Annotated in this window: 19 protein-coding genes; 15 read left to right on the forward strand and 4 right to left on the reverse strand. The window is 64.2% G+C overall.

Translation table 11 applies throughout. The annotated features are described in order from the left end of the window. Positions 1–112: 112 nt before the first annotated feature. The 11 genes from soxX to UP06_RS22620 all read left to right on the forward strand — a co-directional run bounded on the left by soxX (position 113) and on the right by UP06_RS22620 (position 9674). A complete protein-coding gene (gene soxX, locus UP06_RS22575; RefSeq protein ID WP_082081559.1) occupies positions 113–469 on the forward strand; it encodes a sulfur oxidation c-type cytochrome SoxX in 357 nt (118 codons plus the stop codon). 22 nt (positions 470–491) lie between these two features. Then, positions 492–986: a thiosulfate oxidation carrier protein SoxY gene (gene soxY / locus UP06_RS22580; protein WP_045005860.1), complete on the forward strand. Its 495-nt coding sequence runs from the start codon at positions 492–494 to the stop codon at positions 984–986. Between the two features lie 10 nt (positions 987–996). Beyond that, positions 997–1308, forward strand: a complete 312-nt coding sequence (gene soxZ, locus UP06_RS22585) for a thiosulfate oxidation carrier complex protein SoxZ (RefSeq protein ID WP_045005861.1) — start codon at positions 997–999, stop codon at positions 1306–1308. Continuing rightward, a complete protein-coding gene (gene soxA / locus UP06_RS22590) occupies positions 1308–2171 on the forward strand; it encodes a sulfur oxidation c-type cytochrome SoxA (RefSeq protein WP_045005862.1) in 864 nt (287 codons plus the stop codon). Before soxZ ends, soxA begins: the two co-directional genes overlap by 1 nt. After that, positions 2168–2476 carry a hypothetical protein gene (locus UP06_RS22595; RefSeq protein WP_045005863.1) on the forward strand — a complete coding sequence of 103 codons (309 nt, stop codon included), beginning with the start codon at positions 2168–2170 and terminating at the stop codon, positions 2474–2476. The genes soxA and UP06_RS22595 overlap by 4 nt, the downstream gene beginning before the upstream one ends. Before the next feature lie 23 nt (positions 2477–2499). Next, positions 2500–4251, forward strand: coding sequence for a thiosulfohydrolase SoxB (gene soxB / locus UP06_RS22600; RefSeq protein WP_045005864.1), 1752 nt, complete (start codon positions 2500–2502; stop codon positions 4249–4251). After that, positions 4248–4706, forward strand: a complete 459-nt coding sequence (locus UP06_RS22605; protein ID WP_045005865.1) for a DsrE family protein — start codon at positions 4248–4250, stop codon at positions 4704–4706. The genes soxB and UP06_RS22605 overlap by 4 nt, the downstream gene beginning before the upstream one ends. 295 nt (positions 4707–5001) lie before the next feature. Next, positions 5002–6042, forward strand: coding sequence for an MBL fold metallo-hydrolase (locus tag UP06_RS22610; RefSeq protein ID WP_045005866.1), 1041 nt, complete (start codon positions 5002–5004; stop codon positions 6040–6042). An 89-nt stretch (positions 6043–6131) separates the two neighbouring features. Beyond that, a complete protein-coding gene (locus UP06_RS40975) occupies positions 6132–6287 on the forward strand; it encodes a hypothetical protein (protein ID WP_197087350.1) in 156 nt (51 codons plus the stop codon). A 279-nt stretch (positions 6288–6566) separates the two neighbouring features. Beyond that, positions 6567–7775, forward strand: a complete 1209-nt coding sequence (locus UP06_RS22615) for an MFS transporter (protein WP_045005867.1) — start codon at positions 6567–6569, stop codon at positions 7773–7775. A gap of 174 nt (positions 7776–7949) precedes the next feature. Next, positions 7950–9674 (forward strand): N-acyl-D-amino-acid deacylase family protein, encoded by a 1725-nt coding sequence (locus UP06_RS22620; RefSeq protein ID WP_045005868.1) that lies wholly within the window; start codon positions 7950–7952, stop codon positions 9672–9674. A 182-nt stretch (positions 9675–9856) separates the two neighbouring features. On the opposite strand, the gene UP06_RS22625 is transcribed toward UP06_RS22620, so the two are convergent. Beyond that, positions 9857–11194 carry an MFS transporter gene (locus tag UP06_RS22625; protein WP_045005869.1) on the reverse strand — a complete coding sequence of 446 codons (1338 nt, stop codon included), beginning with the start codon at positions 11192–11194 and terminating at the stop codon, positions 9857–9859. 143 nt (positions 11195–11337) lie between these two features. Here UP06_RS22625 and UP06_RS22630 point away from each other — a divergent pair, with 143 nt between their 5' ends. From UP06_RS22630 to UP06_RS22645, 4 genes are read left to right on the forward strand one after another with little or no spacing between them, the layout of a single operon-like run. Next, complete coding sequence (locus UP06_RS22630; RefSeq protein WP_045005870.1) at positions 11338–11991, forward strand: ABC transporter ATP-binding protein; 654 nt, start codon at positions 11338–11340, stop codon at positions 11989–11991. Continuing rightward, entirely contained in the window at positions 11988–14450 is a 2463-nt protein-coding gene (locus UP06_RS22635; protein WP_045005871.1) for an ABC transporter permease, read from the forward strand. Before UP06_RS22630 ends, UP06_RS22635 begins: the two co-directional genes overlap by 4 nt. Continuing rightward, positions 14440–15522, forward strand: coding sequence for a lipocalin-like domain-containing protein (locus tag UP06_RS22640; RefSeq protein WP_045005872.1), 1083 nt, complete (start codon positions 14440–14442; stop codon positions 15520–15522). Before UP06_RS22635 ends, UP06_RS22640 begins: the two co-directional genes overlap by 11 nt. A gap of 26 nt (positions 15523–15548) precedes the next feature. Beyond that, positions 15549–15935, forward strand: a complete 387-nt coding sequence (locus UP06_RS22645; RefSeq protein ID WP_045005874.1) for an MAPEG family protein — start codon at positions 15549–15551, stop codon at positions 15933–15935. Between the two features lie 87 nt (positions 15936–16022). Here the strand turns inward: UP06_RS22645 and UP06_RS22650 are convergent, their stop codons facing one another. From UP06_RS22650 to UP06_RS22660, 3 genes are all read right to left on the reverse strand, one after another. Further along, positions 16023–17213, reverse strand: coding sequence for an ABC transporter substrate-binding protein (locus UP06_RS22650; RefSeq protein ID WP_045005875.1), 1191 nt, complete (start codon positions 17211–17213; stop codon positions 16023–16025). A 284-nt stretch (positions 17214–17497) separates the two neighbouring features. Beyond that, the gene (locus UP06_RS22655) at positions 17498–20662 is read right to left on the reverse strand and encodes an efflux RND transporter permease subunit (protein WP_045005876.1); all 3165 of its coding nucleotides are present in this window, start codon (positions 20660–20662) and stop codon (positions 17498–17500) included. Then, the gene (locus tag UP06_RS22660) at positions 20659–21876 is read right to left on the reverse strand and encodes an efflux RND transporter periplasmic adaptor subunit (protein ID WP_045005877.1); all 1218 of its coding nucleotides are present in this window, start codon (positions 21874–21876) and stop codon (positions 20659–20661) included. The genes UP06_RS22655 and UP06_RS22660 overlap by 4 nt, the downstream gene beginning before the upstream one ends. Between the last annotated feature and the right edge of the window lie 259 nt (positions 21877–22135).

The raw sequence follows: 22135 nt of genomic DNA on the forward strand, positions 1-22135 counted from the left end.
TGCGGGAGATATTAACTCCATTTTGCAGCCTGCATAGTCTTGATTGTCAGGACATGCCGGTTGTGCTTTTGAGCACTATCTTTTCGCACACGTAATGCTTCAGGACGACGCCTTGACCGCCTTTCCTTGCAAGCCCGCCCTGCTCCTCACGCTGGTCGCCCTCACCGGCTTTGCCGCGAGCCCGGCGCGGGCGCAATCCACCGTGGCCGACGGCGAGAAGCTGGCCTTCGACCGCGGCAAGGGCAATTGCCTGACCTGCCACGTCATTAGGGGCGGCGATCTGCCGGGAACGATCGGGCCGGAGCTGAAGGACATCAAGACGAAATATCCCGACCGCAACGAGCTGGTCGCAATCCTGTTCGACGAGACCAAGCGCAATCCGCAGACCATGATGCCGCCGTTCGGCCGTAACCGGCTTTTGACCGACCAGGAGATCAGCGCGATCGTTGATTTCCTGCAAACGCTGTGACGGCGGGCCAAGGAGACCTGAGATGACGACAACCACCGGCCCCGGCCCCCTTGCGACGCGGCGCCTGATCCTTCAGGGCGCGGCCTCGGTCGCGCTGATCGGCCTCGGCAATCTGCCGTTCGCGGCTCCGGCGAACGCCGCAGCCAATGACAAATATCCGGAAGAGGCGTTCAAGCAGAAGAGCGAGGCCGACGCGATCAAGGCGCTCTACGGCAAGACCGCCGAGCCGTCCGACAAGGTCAAGCTCGATGCGCCCGAGATCGCCGAAAACGGCGGCGTGGTGCCGATCTCGGTGACGACGACGCTCGACAAGGTGACCTCGATCTCGTTCTTCGTCGCCGAGAACCCGAGTGCGCTCGCGGCCAGCTACAAGATTCCTGACGGCACGGTCCCAAGCGTCGCCAACCGCCTGAAGATGGCGAAGACCACCAACGTGACCGCGATCGTGGAAGCCGACGGCAAGCTCTACAGCGCGACCAAGGAAGTGAAAGTCACCGTCGGCGGCTGCGGCGGCTAGGAGAATCCAGATGGCATCCAGCATTCGCGTGCGCGCAACATCCAACGGCGACATCACCGAAGTGCAGGTGCTGATCCAGCACCCCATGGACAACGGCTTCATGAAGGACGCCAAGGGCGAGCTGATCCCGGCGCATTTCATCCAGGAACTGAAGTTCGAATGTAACGGCAAGGACGTCTTCGTCGCCGATTGGGGCACCGCAGTCTCGAAGGACCCCTACGTCAAGTTCAGCTTCAAGGGCTCCAAGAAGGGCGACGACCTCAAGGTCTCCTGGACCGACAACAAGGGTGGATCGGATACGACCACCGCGAAGATCGCGTGATGAAGCGGCGCGCTACGATTTTGCTCGGTTCAGCGTTCGTCGCACTCGCAGCGCTTGCTTTCGCCGCGACGCGCGTGGTCGCAGCAGCCAAGGTCGATCCTGTCGCCGACGCAAAAGCGTTCCAGAATTTCTTCTTCCAGAAATTTCCGAACGTGAAGCGCGAGGATTTCGTCAACGGTCCTTATTCGATGAACGAGGACATGAAGCGGCAGTGGCAGGAGAAGGAAGAGTTTCCGCCCTACGAGTTCGCGCTCGATGCCGGCAAGGACATGTTCGGGACCCCGTTCAAGAACGGCAAGACCTATGCCGACTGCTTCCCAAATGGCGGCATCGGCATCCGCCAGAACTATCCTTACTTTGACGAGAAGGAGGGCAAGGTCGTCACGCTGGAGCTCGCGCTCAACCGCTGCCGCGAGGCCAATGGCGAGGCGCCCTACTCCTACGTCAAGGACGAGATGGCGTCGCTGACCGCGTACATGGCCTTCACCTCGCGCGGCAAGCCGATGGACATCAAGCTTCCCGACGATCCCCGCGCGCTCGCGGCGTTCGAGAACGGCAAGCGCTATTTCTACACCCGCCGCGGCCAGATGAACTTTTCCTGCGCGAGTTGCCATGTGCAGAGCCCGGGCGAGCGCATTCGTGCCGAAGTGCTGGCGCCAGCGCTCGGCATCCTCAATGCGATGCCGATCTACCGCTCCGAATGGAGCGGCATGGGCACGACCAGCCGCCGCTTCATCACCTGCAACAGCCAGACCCGCGCAGTTCCGCTGGAGCCGCAGGCGGATGAATATCGCGACGTCGAATATTTCCTGTCCTACGTCGCCAACGGCCTGCCGATTTCCGGCCCGGGAGCGCGGCCATGAAGCGGTCACTTCCTCTCGCCATGCTGCTGGCATTGACCGTCGCGCTGCCCTCGGCGCGCGCGGCGACTGACGCGGACTTCAAGGCGGCCTATGCCGCCGCGGAAGCCGCATTCAAGGAGGCAGCCGGCTTGCGCAATCAGTGGACCACGACAGTCTCGACTTTGGCGGCCGCGAAAAAGGCCGCCGATGGCGGTGATTTCGACCGCGCTGTCGCCTCAGCCAAGGAGGCCGAGGCGCTGGCGAAGGCGTCGATCTTCCAGGCAACGTCTGAAAAAGAGGCCTGGAAGGCGATGGAAATCCGCTAGAATAGGCGCGGAGAAAATTTAGGATGGCGATCCGCCGCCGCGATTTCCTGAAGAGCACAGCTGCTGTTGCCGCCTCGGTCGGCCTGCCGCGGCTTGCGCGCGGTAACGAGGCCGCGGGTATCTACGACATCGAGCGTTTCGGCAACGCGCGGATCCTGCACCTCACCGATACCCACGCGCAGCTCAATCCGGTCTATTTCCGCGAACCCAGCGTCAATATCGGCGTCAGTGAGATGACGGGACGGCCGCCGCACCTCGTTGGCCGCGCCTTCCTGGAGCGCTTCGGGATCCGGCCGGACAGCGCGGACGCCTATGCCTTCACCTGTGTCGAGTTCGAGAAGTCCGCCGGCCGGTTCGGCAAGCTCGGCGGCTTCGCCCATTTGAAGACGCTCATCGATCGTCTCCGCGGCGATGCCGGCGAGAAGCACTCTGTACTGGTTGACGGCGGAGATCTCTGGCAGGGCACGGGACTCGCCAACATCATGCGGGGCCGCGACATGGTCGAGGCCGCCAATCTGCTCGGCATCGAAGCGATGACCGGACATTGGGAATTCACCTATGGCGAGCAGGCGCTGCGCGACAATCTCGACCACTTCAAGGGCGAATTCCTGGCGCAGAACGTCTTCCTGACCGAGGAAGCCGCGTTCAACGACGCCCGCGCCTTCGACAAGGCGAGCGGTCGCGTTTTCAAGCCGTCGACGATCAAGGAGCTCGGTGGCTATCGCGTCGCGATCGTGGGCCAGGCTTTTCCTTACGTGCCGATCGCGCATCCAAAGCGGTTCACGCCGGACTGGACTTTTGGCATCCGCGAGGAAGAGCTCCAAAAACATGTCGATGCGCTGCGCGGCAACGACAAGGTCGATGCGGTGATCCTGCTCTCGCATAACGGCATGGATGTCGACCTCAAGCTCGCAAGCCGCGTCACCGGCATCGACGTCATTCTCGGCGGCCATACCCATGACGCCGTGCCGCAGCCGATTGCGGTGAAGAACGCGAGCGGTACCACGCTCGTCACCAATGCCGGCTCCAACGGGAAATTTCTGGCCGTGCTCGATCTCGCGCTCGACAAGGGCAAGGTCAGCGATGTCAAATATCATCTGCTGCCGGTCTATTCCGAGCTGCTCAAGCCCGATCCTGCAATGGCCGAGCTGATCGGCCGGGTGCGGGCACCGTTCGTGACGGACTGGACGGAGAAGATCGCAACACCCGATCGCCTGCTCTATCGCCGCGACAATTTCGCCGGCCCCGTGGACGAACTGATCTGCACGGCGCTGCGCACGGAGCTCGATGCCGAGATCGCGTTGTCGCCGGGCTTTCGCTGGGGCGTCACCGCACTGTCCGGCCAACCGCTGACCATGGAGGATCTGTTGGCGGAAACCGCGATCAGCTATCCCGAGACCTATGTGCAGGAGATGACGGGCGCAGAGATCAAGGACGTGCTGGAGGACATCTGCGACAATCTCTTCAACGCCGATCCTTACTACCAGCAGGGTGGCGACATGGTGCGCGCCGGCGGCCTCGGCTACACCTGTATGCCGACGGCTACGATGGGCAGCCGCATCTCGGAGCTGAAGCTCGACAACGGCAAAGCATTGGTCGCAAACCACCGCTACAAGGTCGCGGGCTGGGCTTCCGTCAACGGCCAGCAGGGCGCGCCAGTGTGGGATGTGGTGGGCAAATATCTGCGCTCCGGTCGGATGATGCCGGAGCGGCTCGGCTCCGGCGTCACCTTGAAGGGCGTCGAGGGCAATCCGGGGATTGCAGGACAGGGATGACGCGTTCGCAAATCTTTCGCGCGATGTTGCTGGCGCTGTTCACCTGGACCGCGATGCCGCTGGTGTCGGCCGAGCAGGTGCCGCTCCAGGACAAGCCGTTCGCGGAGCACAAGATCGTGCTGCAACTGTCCGACGGCGACGCCAAGAAGCAGGCGCTGGTGCTGAGCGTCGCCAACAATCTCCTGAAAGCCTACGATCCCGACAAGGTCGCGATCGAGGTGGTGGCGTTCGGCCCCGGCATCGATCTGCTGCTGACCGGCAGCGACCGCCGCAAACAGGTCGAAAGCCTGATCGCCCAGGGCGTCCGCTTCGACATCTGCCTCAACACCGTCGAAACGATCGAGCGAGAGACGGGCAAGCGGCCGGAGTTCATTCCCGCCGCCACGCCGGTGCAGGTTGGGGTCGGGCAGATCCTGTTCCTGGCGGAGAACGGCTACACGCTGGTGCGGCCGTAACTAACGCCCTCGCTGTCATCGCCCGCGAAAGCGGGCGATCCAGTATTCCAGAGACGGCGAGGGGTACGGAGAAGCCGCGGCGTACTGGATTCCCCGCTTTCGCGGGGAATGACTGCGGTAGATGAGGCGGCACCAAAACGCCCATGACGGCTGCGCGGCTTCAGTCCCCGCGGGCGACCCAGCTGACAGTTACGTAAAATAATATTCCCTATTTCTATCTCCACACAGCGACTTGCTTCTCTTTTTACCCCGTGGCGTAGTAGAATTTCGGAATCAGTTCACGCCGGGTCCTGCCATGATCTTCCGCCAGCTCTTCGACAGCGTTTCGGGCACCTACAGCTATGTCCTTGCGAGCCGTCCCGGCGGCGAGGCACTGATCCTTGATCCCGTGCTGGAGAAGGTCGATCGCTATTGCCAATTGCTGCGCGAGCTCGACCTCAAGCTGGTCAAGGCGGTCGACACCCATCTGCACGCCGACCACGTCACCGGCCTTGGCGAGCTGCGCGATCGCACCCATTGCATGACGGTGATGGGCGACCAGACTAAGGCCGACGTGGTGGCCATGCGCGTTGCCGACGGCGACAAGGTGACGATCGAGGGCCTGTCGCTCGACGTGATGTACACGCCCGGCCACACCGACGATTCCTATTCCTATTTGATGGGCGACCGCGTCTTCACCGGCGATACGTTGTTGATCCGCGGCACCGGCCGCACCGATTTCCAGAACGGCTCGTCGCGCGCGCAATACGAATCGATCTTCAACCGCCTGCTCAAGCTGCCGGACGAGACGATGGTGTTCCCGGCGCATGACTACAAGGGCGACACCGTCTCCACCATCGGCGAGGAGAAGCGCTACAATCCGCGGCTCCAGGTGCGCTCGGTCGACGAATATATCGAGCTGATGGCGAACCTGAAACTGCCCGATCCGAAGATGATGGACGTGGCGGTGCCGGCCAACATGCATGTCGGCCTGCATCAGGAGGAGCTGGAAAAAGAAGGCCGCGCGCTTAGCGCTGTCGAGGCGATCCGTTCGCTCGGCCGGCCCGACATGCTGCTGGTCGATCTGCGCGAGAGCAACGAGCGCGCCAAGCACGGCATGCTCGAAGGCGCGCTGCACACGCCCTATCCGAGCGTCGAGGAGAGCCTCAGGCCTGGCGGCATGCTGCGCGAGGTCGCAGCCGCCACCGGCCGCCGCGTCGTGTTCTTCTGCGCCTTCGGCGAACGCTCGGCGATGGCGGTGGCTGCGGCCAAGATCGCTGGATTGTCCAATACCGCGCACATCGCCGGCGGCATCGATGCCTGGAAAAAGGCAGGCGGGCCGGTGGTGCACGGCTGACAGCCCTCGCCGCGGCCCTTGAGATAAGTCAGGAACCGCACATGTTTTGCGGGTAGGGTCGGATGCAGCAACACCATCCGGGATCAGCCATGGCCAAGACCGCCAAGCCGAGCGAGCCGCCCAAAAAGGCGGACGACAAGGCCAAGAATCCTCCGCTTCCGCGCGATACCGACGACGATGACGAAGATGGCGACATCGCAACGCCGAAGCGTGATCGGTATGGCGAGGATGATGAGCCGTTGTGAGGCGTCCGTCGTTTTGACCGTGCGCTCGCGCAGCACCTCCAACTGTCGTCCCGGCGAAGGCCGGGACCCATACCGCGTGATCTCTCGATTGTGATCGGTCAGAGTACCGAACGACCAACCTTCGCCAAACTACGCCCTGTGGTTATGGGTCCCGGCCTTCGCCGGGACGACAAGGGGATAGAGCCTGCCCCGCGCTAGCTGCCATGCGCCTGCGTTCATGGACAAATAACCGCTCTCCCCGATAGTTTGCGCGCCTCCAGGGAGTGAAACGGAACTGCAATGGTCGACGTTCTCGCCGCACCGCAACAAGGCAAGGCGGACAGTGCGCTGCGCACGCTGACCGGCATTTCGATCGCGCATTGGGTCAGCCATTTCCATCTGCTGGTCCTGCCGATGCTGTTCCCGTTCCTCAAGAGCCAGCTCGGTGTCGGCTATGTCGAGCTCGGCTTCGCGCTGACCGTGTCTGCCGTCGTCTCCGGGCTGACTCAGGCGCCGACCGGCTATCTCGTCGATCATTTTGGCGCGCGCAGGATTTTGCTGGGCGGACTGACGCTCGGCGGGCTCGCACTGATCCTGCTCGGCCTGCATCTGAGCTATGCTTCGCTGATCGCCTGCGCCGTGCTGCTTGGGCTCGCCAACAGCGTCTATCATCCTGCCGATTACGCGATCCTGGCCGAGCACATGGATGAGGCGCGGATGGGCCGCGCCTTCTCGATCCACACTTTTGCTGGCTATCTCGGCGGCGCGGTTGCGCCCGCAATCGTTGCTGCGCTGGTCACGGTATCCGGCGGCGTCGGCGCGCTGATCGCGGCGGGCGCGATCGGCGTGCTGGTGGCATTGCTGCTGGTTACCATGAACATTCCCGATGCCGGCGCGCACAAGGGCAAGCCGGGCAACGCGAACGCGCCGAAGCAGGCCGTGATCACGCCGGCGCTGATCACGCTGACCGCGCTGTTCATGCTGCTCAGCCTGTCGGTCGCCGGCATCAACAATTTCGGCGTGGTGGCGCTGATGAGCGGTTACGGCGCGACCTACTCCGCCGCGAACATCGCACTGACCGCGTTTCTTGCGTCGAGCGCCGCCGGTGTGCTTGCAGGCGGATTCCTTGCGGACCACACCGAGCGCCACGGCTATGTCGCCGCCGCCTGCTTTGCCGTAAACGCGGCGATCGTGCTGCTGATCGCGCTGGTCACGCTGCCCGGCTGGACCTTGACCGTGACGATGGCGACCGCTGGCTTCCTCTCCGGCGTAATCGCGCCGTCGCGCGACATGCTGGTGCGCAATGCGGCACCTCCGGGTGCTGCCGGCCGCGCCTTCGGCATCGTCTCCACCGGCTTCAATCTCGGCGGCATCGTCAGCCCGCTGCTGTTCGGCTGGATCATGGACCAGAGCGCGCCGCACTGGGTGTTCGGCGCGTCGGTGATCTTCATGGTGGCGACGGTGGTGCTGTCGCCGTTCACGGAGCGGCGGGCGAAAGCCAAGGCGTAGCTACAAGTTCAGTGTCGTCCCGGCGAAGGCCGGGACCCATACTCACGAAGGCAGCTGTGGCGCGAGCTGGTCATTGCCAGTTTTCGCCAAACTGAAAGTCGTGGTTATGGGTCCCGGCCTTCGCCGGGACGACAAAAGAAAACGTAAAACAACAACACCACGGGAAGAAACCACATGAGCACTCCTGATCTCGTGATCCGCGGCGGAACGATCGCAGATGGCCGCGGCGGCGAGCTGATTGAGGCCGATGTCGCCATCACCGGCGGCAGGATCAGTGAGGTCGGGAAAGTCTCGGCCAAAGGCAAAGAAGAGATCGACGCGCGCGGAAAACTGGTGACGCCGGGCTTCGTCGACGTGCACACGCACTACGACGGCCAGGTCACCTGGAGCCAGGACATCACGCCGTCGTCGCAGAACGGCGTCACCACCGCGATCATGGGCAATTGCGGCGTCGGCTTCGCGCCATGCAAGCCCGTCGACCACGTCCGCCTGATCCAGCTGATGGAAGGCGTCGAGGATATCCCCGAGCCGGTGCTGAGCGCCGGCATTCCCTGGGCTTGGGAGAGCTTTCCCGACTACATGGATTGGCTGTCGAAGCGCGACTTCGACATCGATGTCGGGGCGCAACTGCCGCATGCGGCGCTGCGGGTCTATGTCATGGGCGAGCGCGGCGCGCGCCGCGATCCCTCGACGGCCGAGGACAACGCGGCGATGGCAAAGCTCGCGGGCGAGGCGGTGCGTTCCGGCGCGCTCGGCTTCTCGACCTCGCGCACGCTCAACCATCGCACCTCGACCGGCGATTTCACGCCGACACTGAAGGCCGGCGAGGACGAGCTCACCGCGATTGCCGGCGCAATGCACAGCCAGGGCCGCAGCGTGCTGCAATTCGTGCTTGATCTCTCGACCCTCCATGAAGACCTGCCGATGATGCTGCGGGTGGCGGACTCTACAAAGTGCCCGATCTCGTTCTCGATCACGCAGAACGACAAGGCGCCAACCCGCTGGCGCCAGACGTTGGACGAGATCAATGCGGCGGCGAAGCGCGGCCTCTCCATCACCGCGCAGATCGCGGCGCGCCCGGTCGGCCTGCTGCTCGGGCTGGAACTGTCGCGCAATCCGTTCCAGACCCATCCGAGCTACAGGAGAATCGCGCATCTGCCGCTGAAAGAACGGCTGGCGCGACTGCATCAGAGCGATTTGCGCAAGGCGATCCTGAGCGAGACGGCGACTTCGACCGACGATCCGCTGTTCTTCCGTCCCAACTACGACAAGATGTTTTTGCTCGGCGATCCCCCGGATTACGAGCAGCCGCCGGAGAACGCGCTGGGGCCGCAGGCGCGCAAGCAGGGCCGGCAGCCGGAAGAGCTCGCTTATGAGGCGATGCTCTCTGACGAAGGCAAGGGCATGCTCTACGTGCCGTTCCTCAATTATGCCGACGGCAATCTCGATGCGACGCGCGAGATGCTGATCGATCCGCAATCGGTGCCGGGCCTGTCCGACGGCGGCGCGCATTGCGGCATCATCTGCGATGCGAGCTTCCCGACCTATCTGCTGACGCACTGGACCCGCGACCGCAAGCGCGGCGAGAGACTCACGATCCCGTTCGTGGTCGCGGCGCAGTCGCGCAAGACCGCACTCTCGGTCGGACTTACTGATCGCGGGTTGATTGCTCCCGGCTACAAGGCCGATGTCAATGTGATCGATTATGACCGGCTGCATCTGCATCCGCCGAAGGTGCATTACGATCTGCCGGTCGGCGGGCGGCGGCTGTTGCAGGATGTCGACGGCTATGAGGCGACGATCGTGTCGGGCGTGGTGACGCGGCGGCATGGGGAGGCCACAGGGCAGCGGCCGGGGAAGCTGATTCGGGGCGCGCAGGGGGGTGAATTAGGCGCGTGAGGCGCGAAGGGCACCTCAACATATTCAGTGTCGTCCCGGCGAAGGCCGGGACCCATAACCACAACAGTCAGTTGGCTCGCAAAGCTGCCAACTCCGAGTCATCGCCAAACCGCTCCCTGGGGATATGGGTCCCGGCCTTCGCCGGGACAACGGTTGTGATTGGAGTCGACAGTGAGCCAACCTTACGTCGGCGACACCACGCCCTTCAGCGCGCCCGCCTGCGGAGCCGCACTGCGCGTCAGCCTGGCCTTCTCCGTGTTGGGCCAGAGCAGCAGCAATCCGAGCAAGCCGGAGCCGACCATGATCACGGCGTTGATGGTGAAGCCGGTCATGTAGCCGTCGACCATGTTGCCGGAGCGCTGGATCACGGTGCCCATCACGTTCGGCGCGATGATGCCCGAGAGCGTGTAGAGCGCGCCGTAGATCGCGAGGATCGCGCCGCGCTGCGACGCCGGGGTGAATTCACCGAGCATCGGCGGGCAGACGACATAGATCGCGCCGCAGAGCCCGGGGCCGACCACGAGCATCACGATCTTCAGCCCTACGCCCGGGACGTACGGCATCGCCGCCAGGATCAGGCCGCCGATGATCAGCGGCACCGAGCCGAGCACGCCGCGGGAGATCCGGGTGGTGTAGCCGCGCGCCATCATCACCTGCGATATCCAGCCGGTGAGGATGACGATGGTGGCGCCGAACACCCAGGGCAGGATCGAGATCCAGCCGGCGTCCGATTGCGAGAAGCCGAGCCCCTTGACGATGAAGGACGTGAACCAGGTGAGCCCGAGTGAGAGCGCCCAATAGGCGCCGAAGGTCGCGGCCACGCAGCCGAGGAAAGTGCGCGAGGTGAGAAGCTGAATGTAAGGAATTTTCGTCTCGGTGGCTGCGAGGACCCGGGTGTTCTCGAGCGGGCCTTCCTGGCCGAAGGTGAGCCACGCACAAACCCATATTAGGCCGACCACGCCGAGCGCGCCGAAGGCATAGTGCCAGGAATGATTGACAATGATCCAGTTCAGCAAGGGCACGGCGAGGATGACGCCGAAGGCCGAGCCCTGCGACAGGATCGCGGTCGGCAGCGTGCGCTTCTCGTCGGGGAACCATTTGTAGACGGCGTGCATGGCTACGGAAGCCGCCGGACCTTCGCCGGCGCCGAGCACGATGCGGCAGATCAGCAGCGTGGTGAAGGAGACGGTGCCGACCATGGGAAACTGCGCCAGCGCCCAGATCACCGCGAGCGTCAGCAGCACCCAGCGGGTCGCCACCTTGTTGACGATGAAGCCGACCACGATGGCCGAGATCGAGAACAGGAAGAAGAACGACGAGCCGAGCAGGCCGAACTGCTCCGGCTCGAGCTTCAAATCGGTCATGATCGGAACGCCGGCGAGGCCGACGACGATCTTGTCGGCGAAGTTCACCAGCATAAACAGAAACAGGAGAAAGGTGACGGTCCACGCGCCCTTCGGCGTTCCCGCAGCTGTTCCCGTTGCCTTGCCTGCCGCTGTGGGCGTTCCCTGAGCGCTCATCGTTCTCCCCGTATGTCTTTTTGGCACTTTTGATTTGGCCGTTGCTGGAGCTAACAACGGCTTGAACGGCAACGCAACCCCGGCATTTCCACATCAACTGTGCTACGCAGCATTTCCGTTAATTCCGTCCGGCGCCATTCATCGTGCTGAGCATCAGAAATCTCTCAAAGACCTTCGCCTCGGCCGGCGAGCCGGTCCATGTGCTGCGCGGTGTCGATCTCGACCTCAAGGCCGGCGAACGCGTCGCGCTGACCGGTGAATCCGGCAGCGGCAAGAGCACGCTGCTGCACCTGATCGCCGGGCTGGACGCCGCCGATGGCGGCACGATTCGGCTGGAGGACATCGAGGTCACCAAGCTATCGGATGCAGGGCGCGCAGGCCTGCGGCGCGACCGGGTCGGCCTGGTTTTTCAGCAGTACAATCTGATCCCTAGCCTGTCGGTCGCTGACAATCTCGCCTTCCAGGCACGGATCGCCGGCCGGCATGACACGGCCTGGACCAAGGAGCTGATCGAACGGCTCGGACTCGGTAGTCTGTTGAAGCGCTACCCCGAGCAGCTCTCCGGCGGCCAGCAGCAACGTGTCGCGATCGGCCGGGCGCTCGCGATAAAGCCGTTGCTGCTGCTCGCGGACGAGCCGACCGGCAATCTCGACGAGGCCACCGCCGACGACGTGCTGGCGCTGACGCGCGACCTCGTCGCGCGCACGGGCTGCGGCTTTCTGATGGTGACGCACAGCCTGCATCTGGCCGGCACGCTCGACCGTCACGTCATCCTGCATGCGGGGCGAATCGCATGAGGCGCGCGCTGTGGATCCTCGCGGTGCTCTTGAGCCATTGGCGGCGGCACAAGATGCAGTTCGCGACGCTCTTGATCGGGTTGATCGCGGCGACCGCGCTGTGGAGCGGCGTGCAGGCGATCAACCAACAGGCCCGCAGCGCCTATGACCGCGCGGCGGCGACATTCGGCGGCATCCGCACGGCGATGCTGGTCGCACCCAATGCAGCAACTTTCCCGCAGGATTTGTTCGTAAAACTCCGGCGCGCCGGCTGGCCGGTCTCGCCGGTGCTGGAGGGCCGCGTCCAGATCAACGGGCGTTCGGTGCGGCTGCTCGGCATCGAGCCGGTGACGCTGCCGACGGATGTCGGCAACGCGCCGCGCCTCGGTGCTGCGGATTTGACGAGCTTCGTTGCCGCGCCGGGCCAGACGCTGGTGGCGCGGGAGACGCTGAGTGATTTGCAGGAGCGGGAAGGCGCAACGCCCTCGATCAGCAGCGGCGCAAAACTGCCGCCGCTGCATGTGCAGTCGCAGCTCGTGCCCGAGGTGCTGGTGGTCGACATCGGTGTGGCACAGCGGTTGCTGAACAAATCGGATCAGGTCTCGCGACTGTTGATTGGCAAACCGAAGGGCAAGCCAGCGCCGCTTCAAAGCGTCGTCGGCGACGAATTGCAGCGGGTCGAGCCGAACGCCGAGACCGAGCTCGAACGCCTGACCGACAGCTTCCATCTCAACCTCACGGCGTTCGGCCTGCTGTCGTTCTTCGTCGGCCTCTTCATCGTCAATTCGGCCGTCGGCCTCGCCTTCGAGCAGCGACTGCCGATGCTGCGGACGTTGCGGGCCTGCGGCGCCTCTGCACGGCTGGTCAACACGGTGCTGGTGGTCGAGCTGGTGGCACTGGCGCTGGTGGCCGGCTTGATCGGGCTCGTCTGCGGCTATTTCATCGCGGCCGCGCTCTTGCCGGATGTCGCCGCGTCGCTACGCGGGCTCTACGGCGCGCAGATCCCGGGGCAGCTGACGCTACGGCCTGAGTGGTGGCTTACCGGCATCGGCATCAGCGTTGCCGGCGCGATCGTGGCGGCCGCGACCAGCCTGATCAAGGCGATCCGGATGCCGGTGCTGGCGACCGCGCAGCCGCAGGCGTGGCAGCAGAGGCAGCGCCGCTGGCTGATCCTGCAAAGCGCCGCCGCCTGCGTCGTGTTCGCGGTCGCGCTGCTGCTGCTTCATTGCGGGCAATCGCTGATCGCGGGTTTTGGCCTGCTGGCGGCGCTGATGCTGGGGGCCGCGCTGATCCTGCCGGCTTTCCTCGACATCATCCTGCTCGCCGGCCAGCGTTTCGCGCGTGGCCCGCTGGCGCTGTGGTTCTGGGCGGACAGCCGGCAGCAGCTCTCAGGACTCTCGCTGGCGTTGATGGCGCTGCTGCTTGCGCTTGCCGTCAATGTCGGCGTCTCCACCATGGTGGAGACGTTCAGCCGCACCTTTGTCGGCTGGCTCAATGGGCGGCTCGCGGCCGACGTATACATCAGCGCCTCCGACAATGCGCAAGGTGTTGCGATCCGGAACTGGCTCAGGGATCGCAGCGACGTGCAAGCGATCCTCTCGGGCGGTCGCGCCGAGACGCAAGTTCTCGGACAGCCAGTGGAGTTGCTCGGCCTGCCCGATCACGCGCTCTATCGCGAGCGCTGGCCGCTGCTGGAGACCGCGCCGCGCGCCTGGACCCAGCTCGTGCCCGGCAATGCCGCCTTCATCAGCGAGCAATTGAGCCGCCGCCTCAACGTCCGCGTCGGCGACGTCATCGAAGTGCCCGCGCCGGGTGGAACCTGGGAGCTCGACATCGTCGGCATCTATGCCGATTACGGCAATCCAAAAGGGCAGCTCGCCGTGAATGTCGCGGCGCTGATCCGGCAATTTCCACAGACGCCGCAGACGCGGATCGGACTCATCGTCGCGCGCGACAAAATTCCGGGATTGATCGCGTCCTTGCAGAAGCAATTTGCGCTCGATGACCGCAGCGTCGCCGACCAGGCGACGGTGAAGGCGGAATCGATCCGCATCTTCAACCGCACCTTTGCGGTGACATCAGCGCTGAACGCGTTCACGCTCGGCGTCGCCGGCATTGCGCTGCTAACCAGCTTGCTGACACTGGCGAACTCCCGCCTGCCGCAGCTCGCGCCGCTCTGGGCAATCGGCATCACGCGGCCGCGCCTCGCGGCGATCGAATTGACCAAGACGTTGTCGGTTGCGTTGTTCACGTCGCTGCTGGCCGTGCCGCTCGGGCTATTGGTTGCGTGGTGCCTGATCGCGATCGTGAACGTGAAGGCGTTCGGCTGGCGACTGCCGTTCCATGTGTTTCCGCTGCAACTGGTCGAGCTGGTCGCGGTCGCGCTGGTCGCCTCGCTGCTTGCCGCGCTGCTGCCGGTCGCACGACTGGCACGAATGCAGCCGGCGACACTCGTCAAAGTGTTTGCCAATGAGCGCTGACAAACTCTCGCGGCGCGCCTTTGCCGGCGGCATCGCCGCGCTCGCTCTCGCGCGCCGCGCGGGCGCGCAGGGCTATGCCGGCCTCGGCGAGAAGGCCGACGGCTTTGCGCAGGCGACGCCGGGAAAGACGTTCGATTTCCCCGCCGATCACGGGCCGCATCCGGAGTTTCGCATCGAATGGTGGTATCTCACCGCGAATCTCGTCGACAGCAGCGGCGCGGCGTGCGGGCTGCAATGGACGCTGTTCCGCCAGGAGGCGCAGCCGGGGCCGCAAGGCGAAGGCTGGGCCAATCAACAGATCTGGATGGCGCATGCCGCGGTGACGCGCGCCGACACCCACCGCTTCAACGAACTGTTTTCACGCGGCGGCATCGGACAGGCCGGCGTCGCGGCAAAGCCGTTTGCCGCCTGGATCGACGATTGGGAGATGAAGGGGTCCGAGCGCACCGATGATCGCAACCTCTCGCCGGTGACGTTGAAAGCATCCGGCACCGACTTCAGCTACGCGCTGACGCTGGAGACCGATCGTCCAGTCGTATTGCAAGGCGATGGCGGCTTCAGCCGCAAGTCGGAGCGCGGGCAAGCGTCCTACTATTACAGCCAACCGTTTTTTCGTGCACGCGGCACGCTCACCATCGACGACAAATCCGTCGATGTCTCGGGCCAGGCCTGGATGGACCGGGAATGGAGCAGCCAGCCGCTCGATTCCGACCAGACCGGTTGGGATTGGCTGTCGCTGCATCTCGCCTCCGGTGACAAGCTGATGCTGTACCGGCTGCGGCAGAAGGACGGCAGGGATTATCCGTTCGGCAACTGGATTTTCGCCGACGGCCGCACGCAGATGATTGCGGGCAATGATATCCAGATGACACCGAAGGCAACGGCAGAGGTCGCCGGACGCAAGCTGCCAGTGGAATGGCAGATCGCAATCCCGTCGCGGTCATTCTCCATTCTCTGCAAGCCGCTCAATCCAAAAGCCTGGATGGGGACCGGCTTCTCCTATTGGGAAGGCCCGATCAACTTTGCCGGCACGCATGACGGTGTTGGCTATCTTGAGCTGACCGGCTATTGAACCGCAGCCTCTTCAAAGGATTTGCCATGTATCACCTCACCGCTCTCGTCACGCTGCTGGCGATCCTGTTTTTCTTCTTCACCTGCATGAACGTCTCACGGTCGCGCGGCAAGACGGGCATCAAGGTGCCGGCGATGTCGGGCCACCCTGATTTCGAGCGCGCCTTTCGCATCCAGATGAACACGCTCGAATGGATGCCGATCTTCCTGCCGTCGCTCTGGCTGTTCGCGGTCTATATCAGCGACGCCGTCGCGGCCGGAATCGGCGCGATCTGGATCATCGGCCGCATCGTTTATTTCATCGGCTATTCGCAGGCGGCAGCGAAGCGCGGCCCCGGCTTCGCGATCCAGGGCATCGCTGCGATTGCGCTGTGGGCCGGTGCGCTGGGGGCGGTGGTGTTGCGGTTGGTGTGAAGCCGGACTGCGGCCACACACTCCGCCGTCGTCCCGGCGCAGGCCGGGACGACATCGGAGTTGTGGCTCTAGCGTTGCCTCTTCCCGCTACTTCGTCAGCGGGCAGCCACTCTCCTTGGCCGTAGCGAACGCCTGGTCGCCGGGGACCACCGCGAGCTGCTTGTAATAGTCCCACGGCTTCTTCGACTCCGAGGGCTTCTTGACCTCGAACAGATACATGTCGTGGACCATGCGGCCGTTCTCGAGCACCTTGCCCTTGGCGAAGGCGTCGTCGACCGGCAACTCCTTCAGCTTCTTGGCAACGGCGTCGCTGTCCTTGGTGCCGGCAGCCTTCACCGCCTTCAGATAGCTCAGCGTCGCCGAATAGGTGCCGGCATGGATCATGCTCGGCATCCGGCCGGTGCGCTTGAAGAAGCGCTCGGAGAACGCACGCGTGGTGTCGTCATGATCCCAATAGAAGCCTTCGGTGAGAACGAGGCCTTGCGCCGCCTGCAAACCAAGACCGTTGACTTCGGCGAGCGTCATCAGCAGGCCGGCGAGCTTCTGGCCGCCCTGGACGATGCCGAATTCAGCTGCCTGCTTGATCGAGTTGGTGGTGTCTTGGCCGGCATTGGCGAGGCCGACGATCTTCGCCTTCGAGCTCTGCGCCTGCAAAAGGAAGGAGGAGAAGTCGGACGAGTTGAGGGGAACGCGGACCGAGCCCAGCACCTTGCCGCCATTGGTGGTGACGATCTCGCTGGTGTCTTTCTCCAGCGCATAGCCGAAGGCGTAGTCGGCGGTGAGGAAGAACCAGCTGTCGCCGCCGGCCTTGGTCAGCGCGCCGCCGGTACCGACCGCAAGCGCATGGGTGTCGAAGGCCCAGTGGAAGCCGTAGGGTGAGCACGCAGCACCCGTGATGCTCGACGTGGCCGCACCGACCACGATGTCGATCTTCTTCTTTTCCTTCGACAGGTCCTGCACGGCGAGCGCCACCGACGACGTCGTCAGCTCGGTGATCATGTCGACATTGTCGGCGTCATACCAGCGGCGCGCGATGGAGGTGGCGAGATCCGGCTTGTTCTGGTGATCGGCGGTGATCATCTCGACCTTCTGGCCGAGCACTTCGCCACCAAAATCCTCGATCGCCATCTTGGCGGCCTCGACCGAATACTTGCCGCCGTAATCGGCATAAACGCCAGACTGGTCGTTGAGGATGCCGATCTTGACGCCTTGCGCGGAGGCCGGCGCGGCCAGCAACAACGCCGACGTTGCGACAGCGGCCAAAAGTGCTGATTTCATCTGTTAGCTCCCAGCAGTTTTCTGTTTTGAAATCGCGCGGATAGTAGTGAAGAACGCGGAGCCTGCCCATCGATTTCAAGTAGATCGTTAGTATGGGCGGTGTGCGCGCTACATTCTCCGCTGTCGTCCCGGCGAAGGCCGGGACCCATAACCACAGGGAGTGGTTGTCGCATGAAGCTGGTCACCACGGGTCTTCGCCAAACTCGATCCTGTGGTTATGGGTCCCGGCCTTCGCCGGGACGACAGCGAGATTGTGGATACGCGAGTGGCCACAGTGACTAGCATCACGCCTTAGCCTCGGGCTTCCCCTCGTTCCGCCCCTCGGCCAGGTTCCGTACCACCACATAGAAGATCGGTGTGAACAGCAGGCCGAACAAAGTGACGCCGATCATGCCGAAGAACACGGCGACGCCCACGGCTTGCCGCATCTCCGAGCCGGAGCCGGACGAGATCACCAGCGGCAGCACGCCGAGGATGAACGCGAACGACGTCATCAGGATCGGTCGCAGGCGCAGGCGGCAGGCGTCGATGACGGCCTCGAGGCGCGGCTTGCCTTCCTTCTCGATGTCGCGCGCGAACTCGACGATCAGGATCGCGTTCTTCGCCGCCAGCCCCACTAGCACGACGAAGCCGATCTGCGTCAGGATGTTGACGTCCTGGCCCATGATGCGCACCCCGATGGTGGCAGCGAGCAAACACATCGGCACGATCAGGATCACCGCGAACGGCAGGGTCCAGCTGCCATATTGCGCGGCGAGCACGAGATAGACGAACAGCACGCAGATCGGGAACACGAGCAGACCGGCATTGCCGCCGGTGACCTGCTGATAAGAGAGGTCCGTCCACTCGAAGGTGAAGCCGCTCGGCAAGGTGTCGTCGGCGAGCTTCTTGATGGTGTTGAGCGCGGTGGTCGAGCTGGTGCCCGGCGCCGGCTCGCCTTGCAGCTCGGACGCCGCATAGAGATTGTAGCGCGCGACGCGGTCGGGGCCGGAGACGTCCTTGAACTCGACCACGCTGCCGAGCATCACCATGTCGCCGGAGGCGTTGCGCGTGCGCAACCGCGAGAGATCGCTTGGCTCTTTTCGGAACGGGAAATCGGCTTGCGCGGTGACGTGGTAGGTGCGGCCGAACAGATTGAAGTCGTTGACATAGGTCGATCCGAAATAGGTCTGGATCGTGTCGTTGATGTTGGCGATGGGCACGCCAAGCTTCTGCGCCTTGGTGCGGTCGATGTCGACGAAGAGCTGCGGCGTATTGGCCGAGAATGGCGAGAACACCGTGGGACCAAGCAGCGAGGGCGATTTGCGCGCCGCGGCGACAAGCTCGTCGGTGGCCGCGGCGAGCAGCTCCGGACCGCGGCCCTGGCGGTCCTGGATGCGGATTGTGAAGCCGCCGCCGGTGCCGATGCCGGGCACGGCCGGCGGCGGAATGACGATGATGAAGGCGCCCTGGATCGCGGCAAGACGCTTGCGCAACTCGGCGGTGATGGCGTTGGCAGACAGCCCCTTCTTCAGACGCACCTCGGGTTCGTCGAACACCGGAAACAACGCCGCCGCGTTGCCGGCCTGCGTGCGGGTGGCGCCGGAGAACCCGGCGAAGGCGGCGACACGGACGATGCCTGGCGTATCCAGCGAGATGCGTTCGATCTCGCGCACGACTTCGGTGGTGCGCGCCAGCGATGCCGCACCGGGCAGTTGCACGGAGATGATGACGTAGCCGCGATCCTGCGCCGGGATGAAGCCCTGCGGCGTGGTTCCGATCAGCCAGCCGGCGCTGCCGATCAGCACGACATAGATCAGGATCATCACCACCGAGTGCCGGATCACGAAATTGGCGACACTGGCATAGCCATGCGCCAGCCGGTCGAACGCACGGTTGAAGACGCCGGTGAAGGCGCCCCAGCCGCGCGCGATGAGATTCCAGCTTGCCGGCGGTCGCTTCTCCCCATGCGGCACCAGGATCTGCGAGGCCAAAGCCGGCGACAGCGTCAGCGAGCAGAAGCAGGAGAGCGCGGTCGCAACCGCGATGGTGACGGCGAATTGCTGGAAAAATTGCCCGGAAATACCCCCTATGAACGCCGTCGGCACGAACACCGCGCACAGCACCAGCGCGATCGAGACCAGCGCGCCGCCGACCTCCTCCATCGTCTTCAGTGCTGCGTCGCGCCGACTCAAGCCGTGCTCAAGATGGCGCTCGACATTCTCGACCACGACGATGGCGTCGTCGACCACGATGCCGACGGCGAGCACGAGGCCGAACAGCGTGAGATTGTTGATGGAGAAACCGAGCGCCGCCATCACCGCGAAGGTGCCGACCAGCGAGACCGGGATAGCGATGATCGGGATGATCGCGGGCCGCCACCCTTGCAGGAACACCAGCACCACGATGACCACGAGCAGCATGGCCTCGTAGATGGTCTTGATCAGCTCATGGACGGATTGGGCGATGAACTCGGTCGGGTTGTAGCCGATATTGTAGTCGAGGCCCTTCGGGAAGCTCGCCTTGAGATTGACCATCGTATCGGAGATGTTCTTGGCGGTCGCGAGCGCGTTCGACCCGGGCCGCTGCGTCACCAGCATCGCGACCGCGGATTTGCGCAACAGGAAACTGTTGGTGGAGTAGGCCAGCGCACCGAGCTCGATGCGGGCGACGTCGCGCAGGCGCACCGTACGGCCGTCGGAGCCGGCCTTGATCAGGATGTCCTCGAACTGCTTCTGGTCCTTCAAGCGCCCGGTGAAAACGAGATTTGGCTGGAAGGCGCGATCGGCGATCGGCGGTTCGGCGATCTGACCGCCCGCGATCTGCACGTTCTGCGCCCGGATCGCCGCCAGCACTTCGGTCGAGGTCAGGCCGAGATTGGCGATCCGGTCAGGATCGAGCCACAGCCGCATCGAATAGTCGCGTGCGCCAAAGATCTGGATGTCGCCGACGCCGTCGATCCGCAGCAGCTGGTCGCGGACCTGGAGCAGCGCGTAGTTGGAGATGTAGAGCTGGTCGAAGGTGTCGTCGGGCGACAGCATGAACACGACCATCAGGATGTCGGGCGAGTTCTTGCGGGTGACGACGCCGTTACGCTGCACCTCGTCCGGCAGCTGCGGCTGCGCGATCGCAACGCGGTTCTGCACCAGCACCTGGGCCTTGTCGAGGTCGGTGCCGAGCTTGAAGGTGACGGTGACGGTGAGCTGGCCGTTCGAGGTCGCCTGGCTGTAGAGATACAGCATGTCCTCGACGCCGTTGATCTGCTGCTCGATGGGAGCAGCGACCGTGTCGGACACGGTTTGCGCGGAGGCGCCGGGATATTGCGTCGTGACGACGACGGTCGGCGGCACCACTTGCGGATATTCGGAGACCGGCAGCGTGGTGTAGGCGAGCGCGCCGACAATCAGCAGCACGATCGACAGCACCATCGCCAAAATGGGCTGGTTGATGGAAAGACGGCCCAGATTCATGACTTGTCACCAGGCTTGCCACCGGCCGGCGCTTGCGCGGGAGACGGGGCAACCTTGGCGCCGACGCGGGCACGCTGGATGCCGTTGACGATGACGCGATCCTCCGCCTTCAATCCTTCGCGGATCACGCGCAGGCCCTCATCCAGGGGACCGAGCACCACGGGACGCGCCTCGACGGTGTCGTCCGGCTTGACCACGAACACGATCTTGCGGGACTGGTCGGTCGCGACTGCAACGTCCGGAATCAGCAGGGCGTCATAGGGCGCGCTGCCGATCAGGCGGACGCGGCCGAACTGGCCGGGCAGGATCGAGAGATCGGTGTTCTTGATCACGGCGCGGCTGCGCAGCGTGCCGGTCGAGACATCGAGACGGTTGTCGAGAAAGTTGATGCCGCCGTCATGCGACGGCTTGGTCTCGCCGGCCAGCGTCACCTGCACCGGGTTCGCCGTATCGCGCGAGCTCGGGCGCTTACCCTCGAACCAGAGCTTGCTGTACTTGATGAACGTCGCCTCATCCAAATCGAAATAGACGTAGATCGGGTCGAGCGTCACGATCGACGTCAGCAGCGTCGACGAGCCATTGTCGCTGCCCTGCACAAGGTTGCCGGGGCTGACGAGATGGCGGCTGACGCGGCCCGTGATCGGCGCGGTCACATGGGTGAACTCGATGTTGAGCCTGGCGGCTTTCAGCGCACCTTCGGCCTGCGTCTCCGCGGCGTGCGCTGCCTGCAACGCCTGACGGCGTTGGTCGACGACCTGCTCGGAGACCGCGCTGGTCTGGACCAGGTTCAGGCCGCGATCGAGCTCACGCTTGGCAAGCTCCACCTTGGCGCGCGCGTCCGAGAGCTGGCCATCCGCCTGCTCCGCCACCGCCTCGAACGGACGCGGGTCGATCACATAGAGTAGATCTCCGGCGCGAACGATCGCGCCGTCCTGGAACTCGACGGAGTTGACGTAGCCGCCGACGCGAGGGCGCACCTGTACCTCCTCCAACGCCTCGAAGCGGCCGGTGAACTCGTCCCAATCGGTGACGGTGCGCTTGACCGGCTGGGCGACGGTCACCGGCGGCGCCGGCGGGGCCGCCGCCTGCGAGGTCGGCTGCCCACAGCCGGCAAGGGCGAATGCCGCGGCAAGAAGCCCGGCGATGAGGCGAGGCCGCGGCTGAACGAAACCGTGCGTTTTGACAAATTGCTCGTTTCCGCCCGATCCGCTCATCCCAAGTCCTCGCATCAAAGCCGCAGAAACAGCAGGGTACGCGCCTACCCGCGGGGGACACAAGATGGGTCACCATGATGAAATCTTCAAGACGAGGACGCACGCAACGCTCGGGAGAGTGCCCTAGCCGGGTGACGGGTTGACAATGAATGAGGCGGCGCTGCGGGTGCGCCTCCCTTCGCCTCTCCCCGCCTATGGGGAGAGGGAGAAGCAAGAAGCCCCCAGCGTCTTCGCACATGACGGACGCCGGCCACTCGGC

The sequence above is a fragment of the Bradyrhizobium sp. LTSP857 genome, assembly GCF_000938285.1.
Taxonomy (GTDB): domain Bacteria; phylum Pseudomonadota; class Alphaproteobacteria; order Rhizobiales; family Xanthobacteraceae; genus Bradyrhizobium.

Bases quoted from the DNA above. Each gene is read 5' to 3' on its own strand.
- soxY (WP_045005860.1), top strand. From the start codon at position 492: ATGACGACAACCACCGGCCCCGGCCCCCTTGCGACGCGGCGCCTGATC.
- soxZ (WP_045005861.1), top strand. From the start codon at position 997: ATGGCATCCAGCATTCGCGTGCGCGCAACATCCAACGGCGACATCACC.
- soxA (WP_045005862.1), top strand. From the start codon at position 1,308: ATGAAGCGGCGCGCTACGATTTTGCTCGGTTCAGCGTTCGTCGCACTC.
- UP06_RS22595 (WP_045005863.1), top strand. From the start codon at position 2,168: ATGAAGCGGTCACTTCCTCTCGCCATGCTGCTGGCATTGACCGTCGCG.
- soxB (WP_045005864.1), top strand. From the start codon at position 2,500: ATGGCGATCCGCCGCCGCGATTTCCTGAAGAGCACAGCTGCTGTTGCC.
- UP06_RS22605 (WP_045005865.1), top strand. From the start codon at position 4,248: ATGACGCGTTCGCAAATCTTTCGCGCGATGTTGCTGGCGCTGTTCACC.
- UP06_RS22610 (WP_045005866.1), top strand. From the start codon at position 5,002: ATGATCTTCCGCCAGCTCTTCGACAGCGTTTCGGGCACCTACAGCTAT.
- UP06_RS40975 (WP_197087350.1), top strand. From the start codon at position 6,132: ATGGCCAAGACCGCCAAGCCGAGCGAGCCGCCCAAAAAGGCGGACGAC.
- UP06_RS22615 (WP_045005867.1), top strand. From the start codon at position 6,567: ATGGTCGACGTTCTCGCCGCACCGCAACAAGGCAAGGCGGACAGTGCG.
- UP06_RS22620 (WP_045005868.1), top strand. From the start codon at position 7,950: ATGAGCACTCCTGATCTCGTGATCCGCGGCGGAACGATCGCAGATGGC.
- UP06_RS22625 (WP_045005869.1), bottom strand. From the start codon at position 11,194: ATGAGCGCTCAGGGAACGCCCACAGCGGCAGGCAAGGCAACGGGAACA.
- UP06_RS22635 (WP_045005871.1), top strand. From the start codon at position 11,988: ATGAGGCGCGCGCTGTGGATCCTCGCGGTGCTCTTGAGCCATTGGCGG.
- UP06_RS22640 (WP_045005872.1), top strand. From the start codon at position 14,440: ATGAGCGCTGACAAACTCTCGCGGCGCGCCTTTGCCGGCGGCATCGCC.
- UP06_RS22645 (WP_045005874.1), top strand. From the start codon at position 15,549: ATGTATCACCTCACCGCTCTCGTCACGCTGCTGGCGATCCTGTTTTTC.
- UP06_RS22650 (WP_045005875.1), bottom strand. From the start codon at position 17,213: ATGAAATCAGCACTTTTGGCCGCTGTCGCAACGTCGGCGTTGTTGCTG.
- UP06_RS22655 (WP_045005876.1), bottom strand. From the start codon at position 20,662: ATGAATCTGGGCCGTCTTTCCATCAACCAGCCCATTTTGGCGATGGTG.
- UP06_RS22660 (WP_045005877.1), bottom strand. From the start codon at position 21,876: ATGAGCGGATCGGGCGGAAACGAGCAATTTGTCAAAACGCACGGTTTC.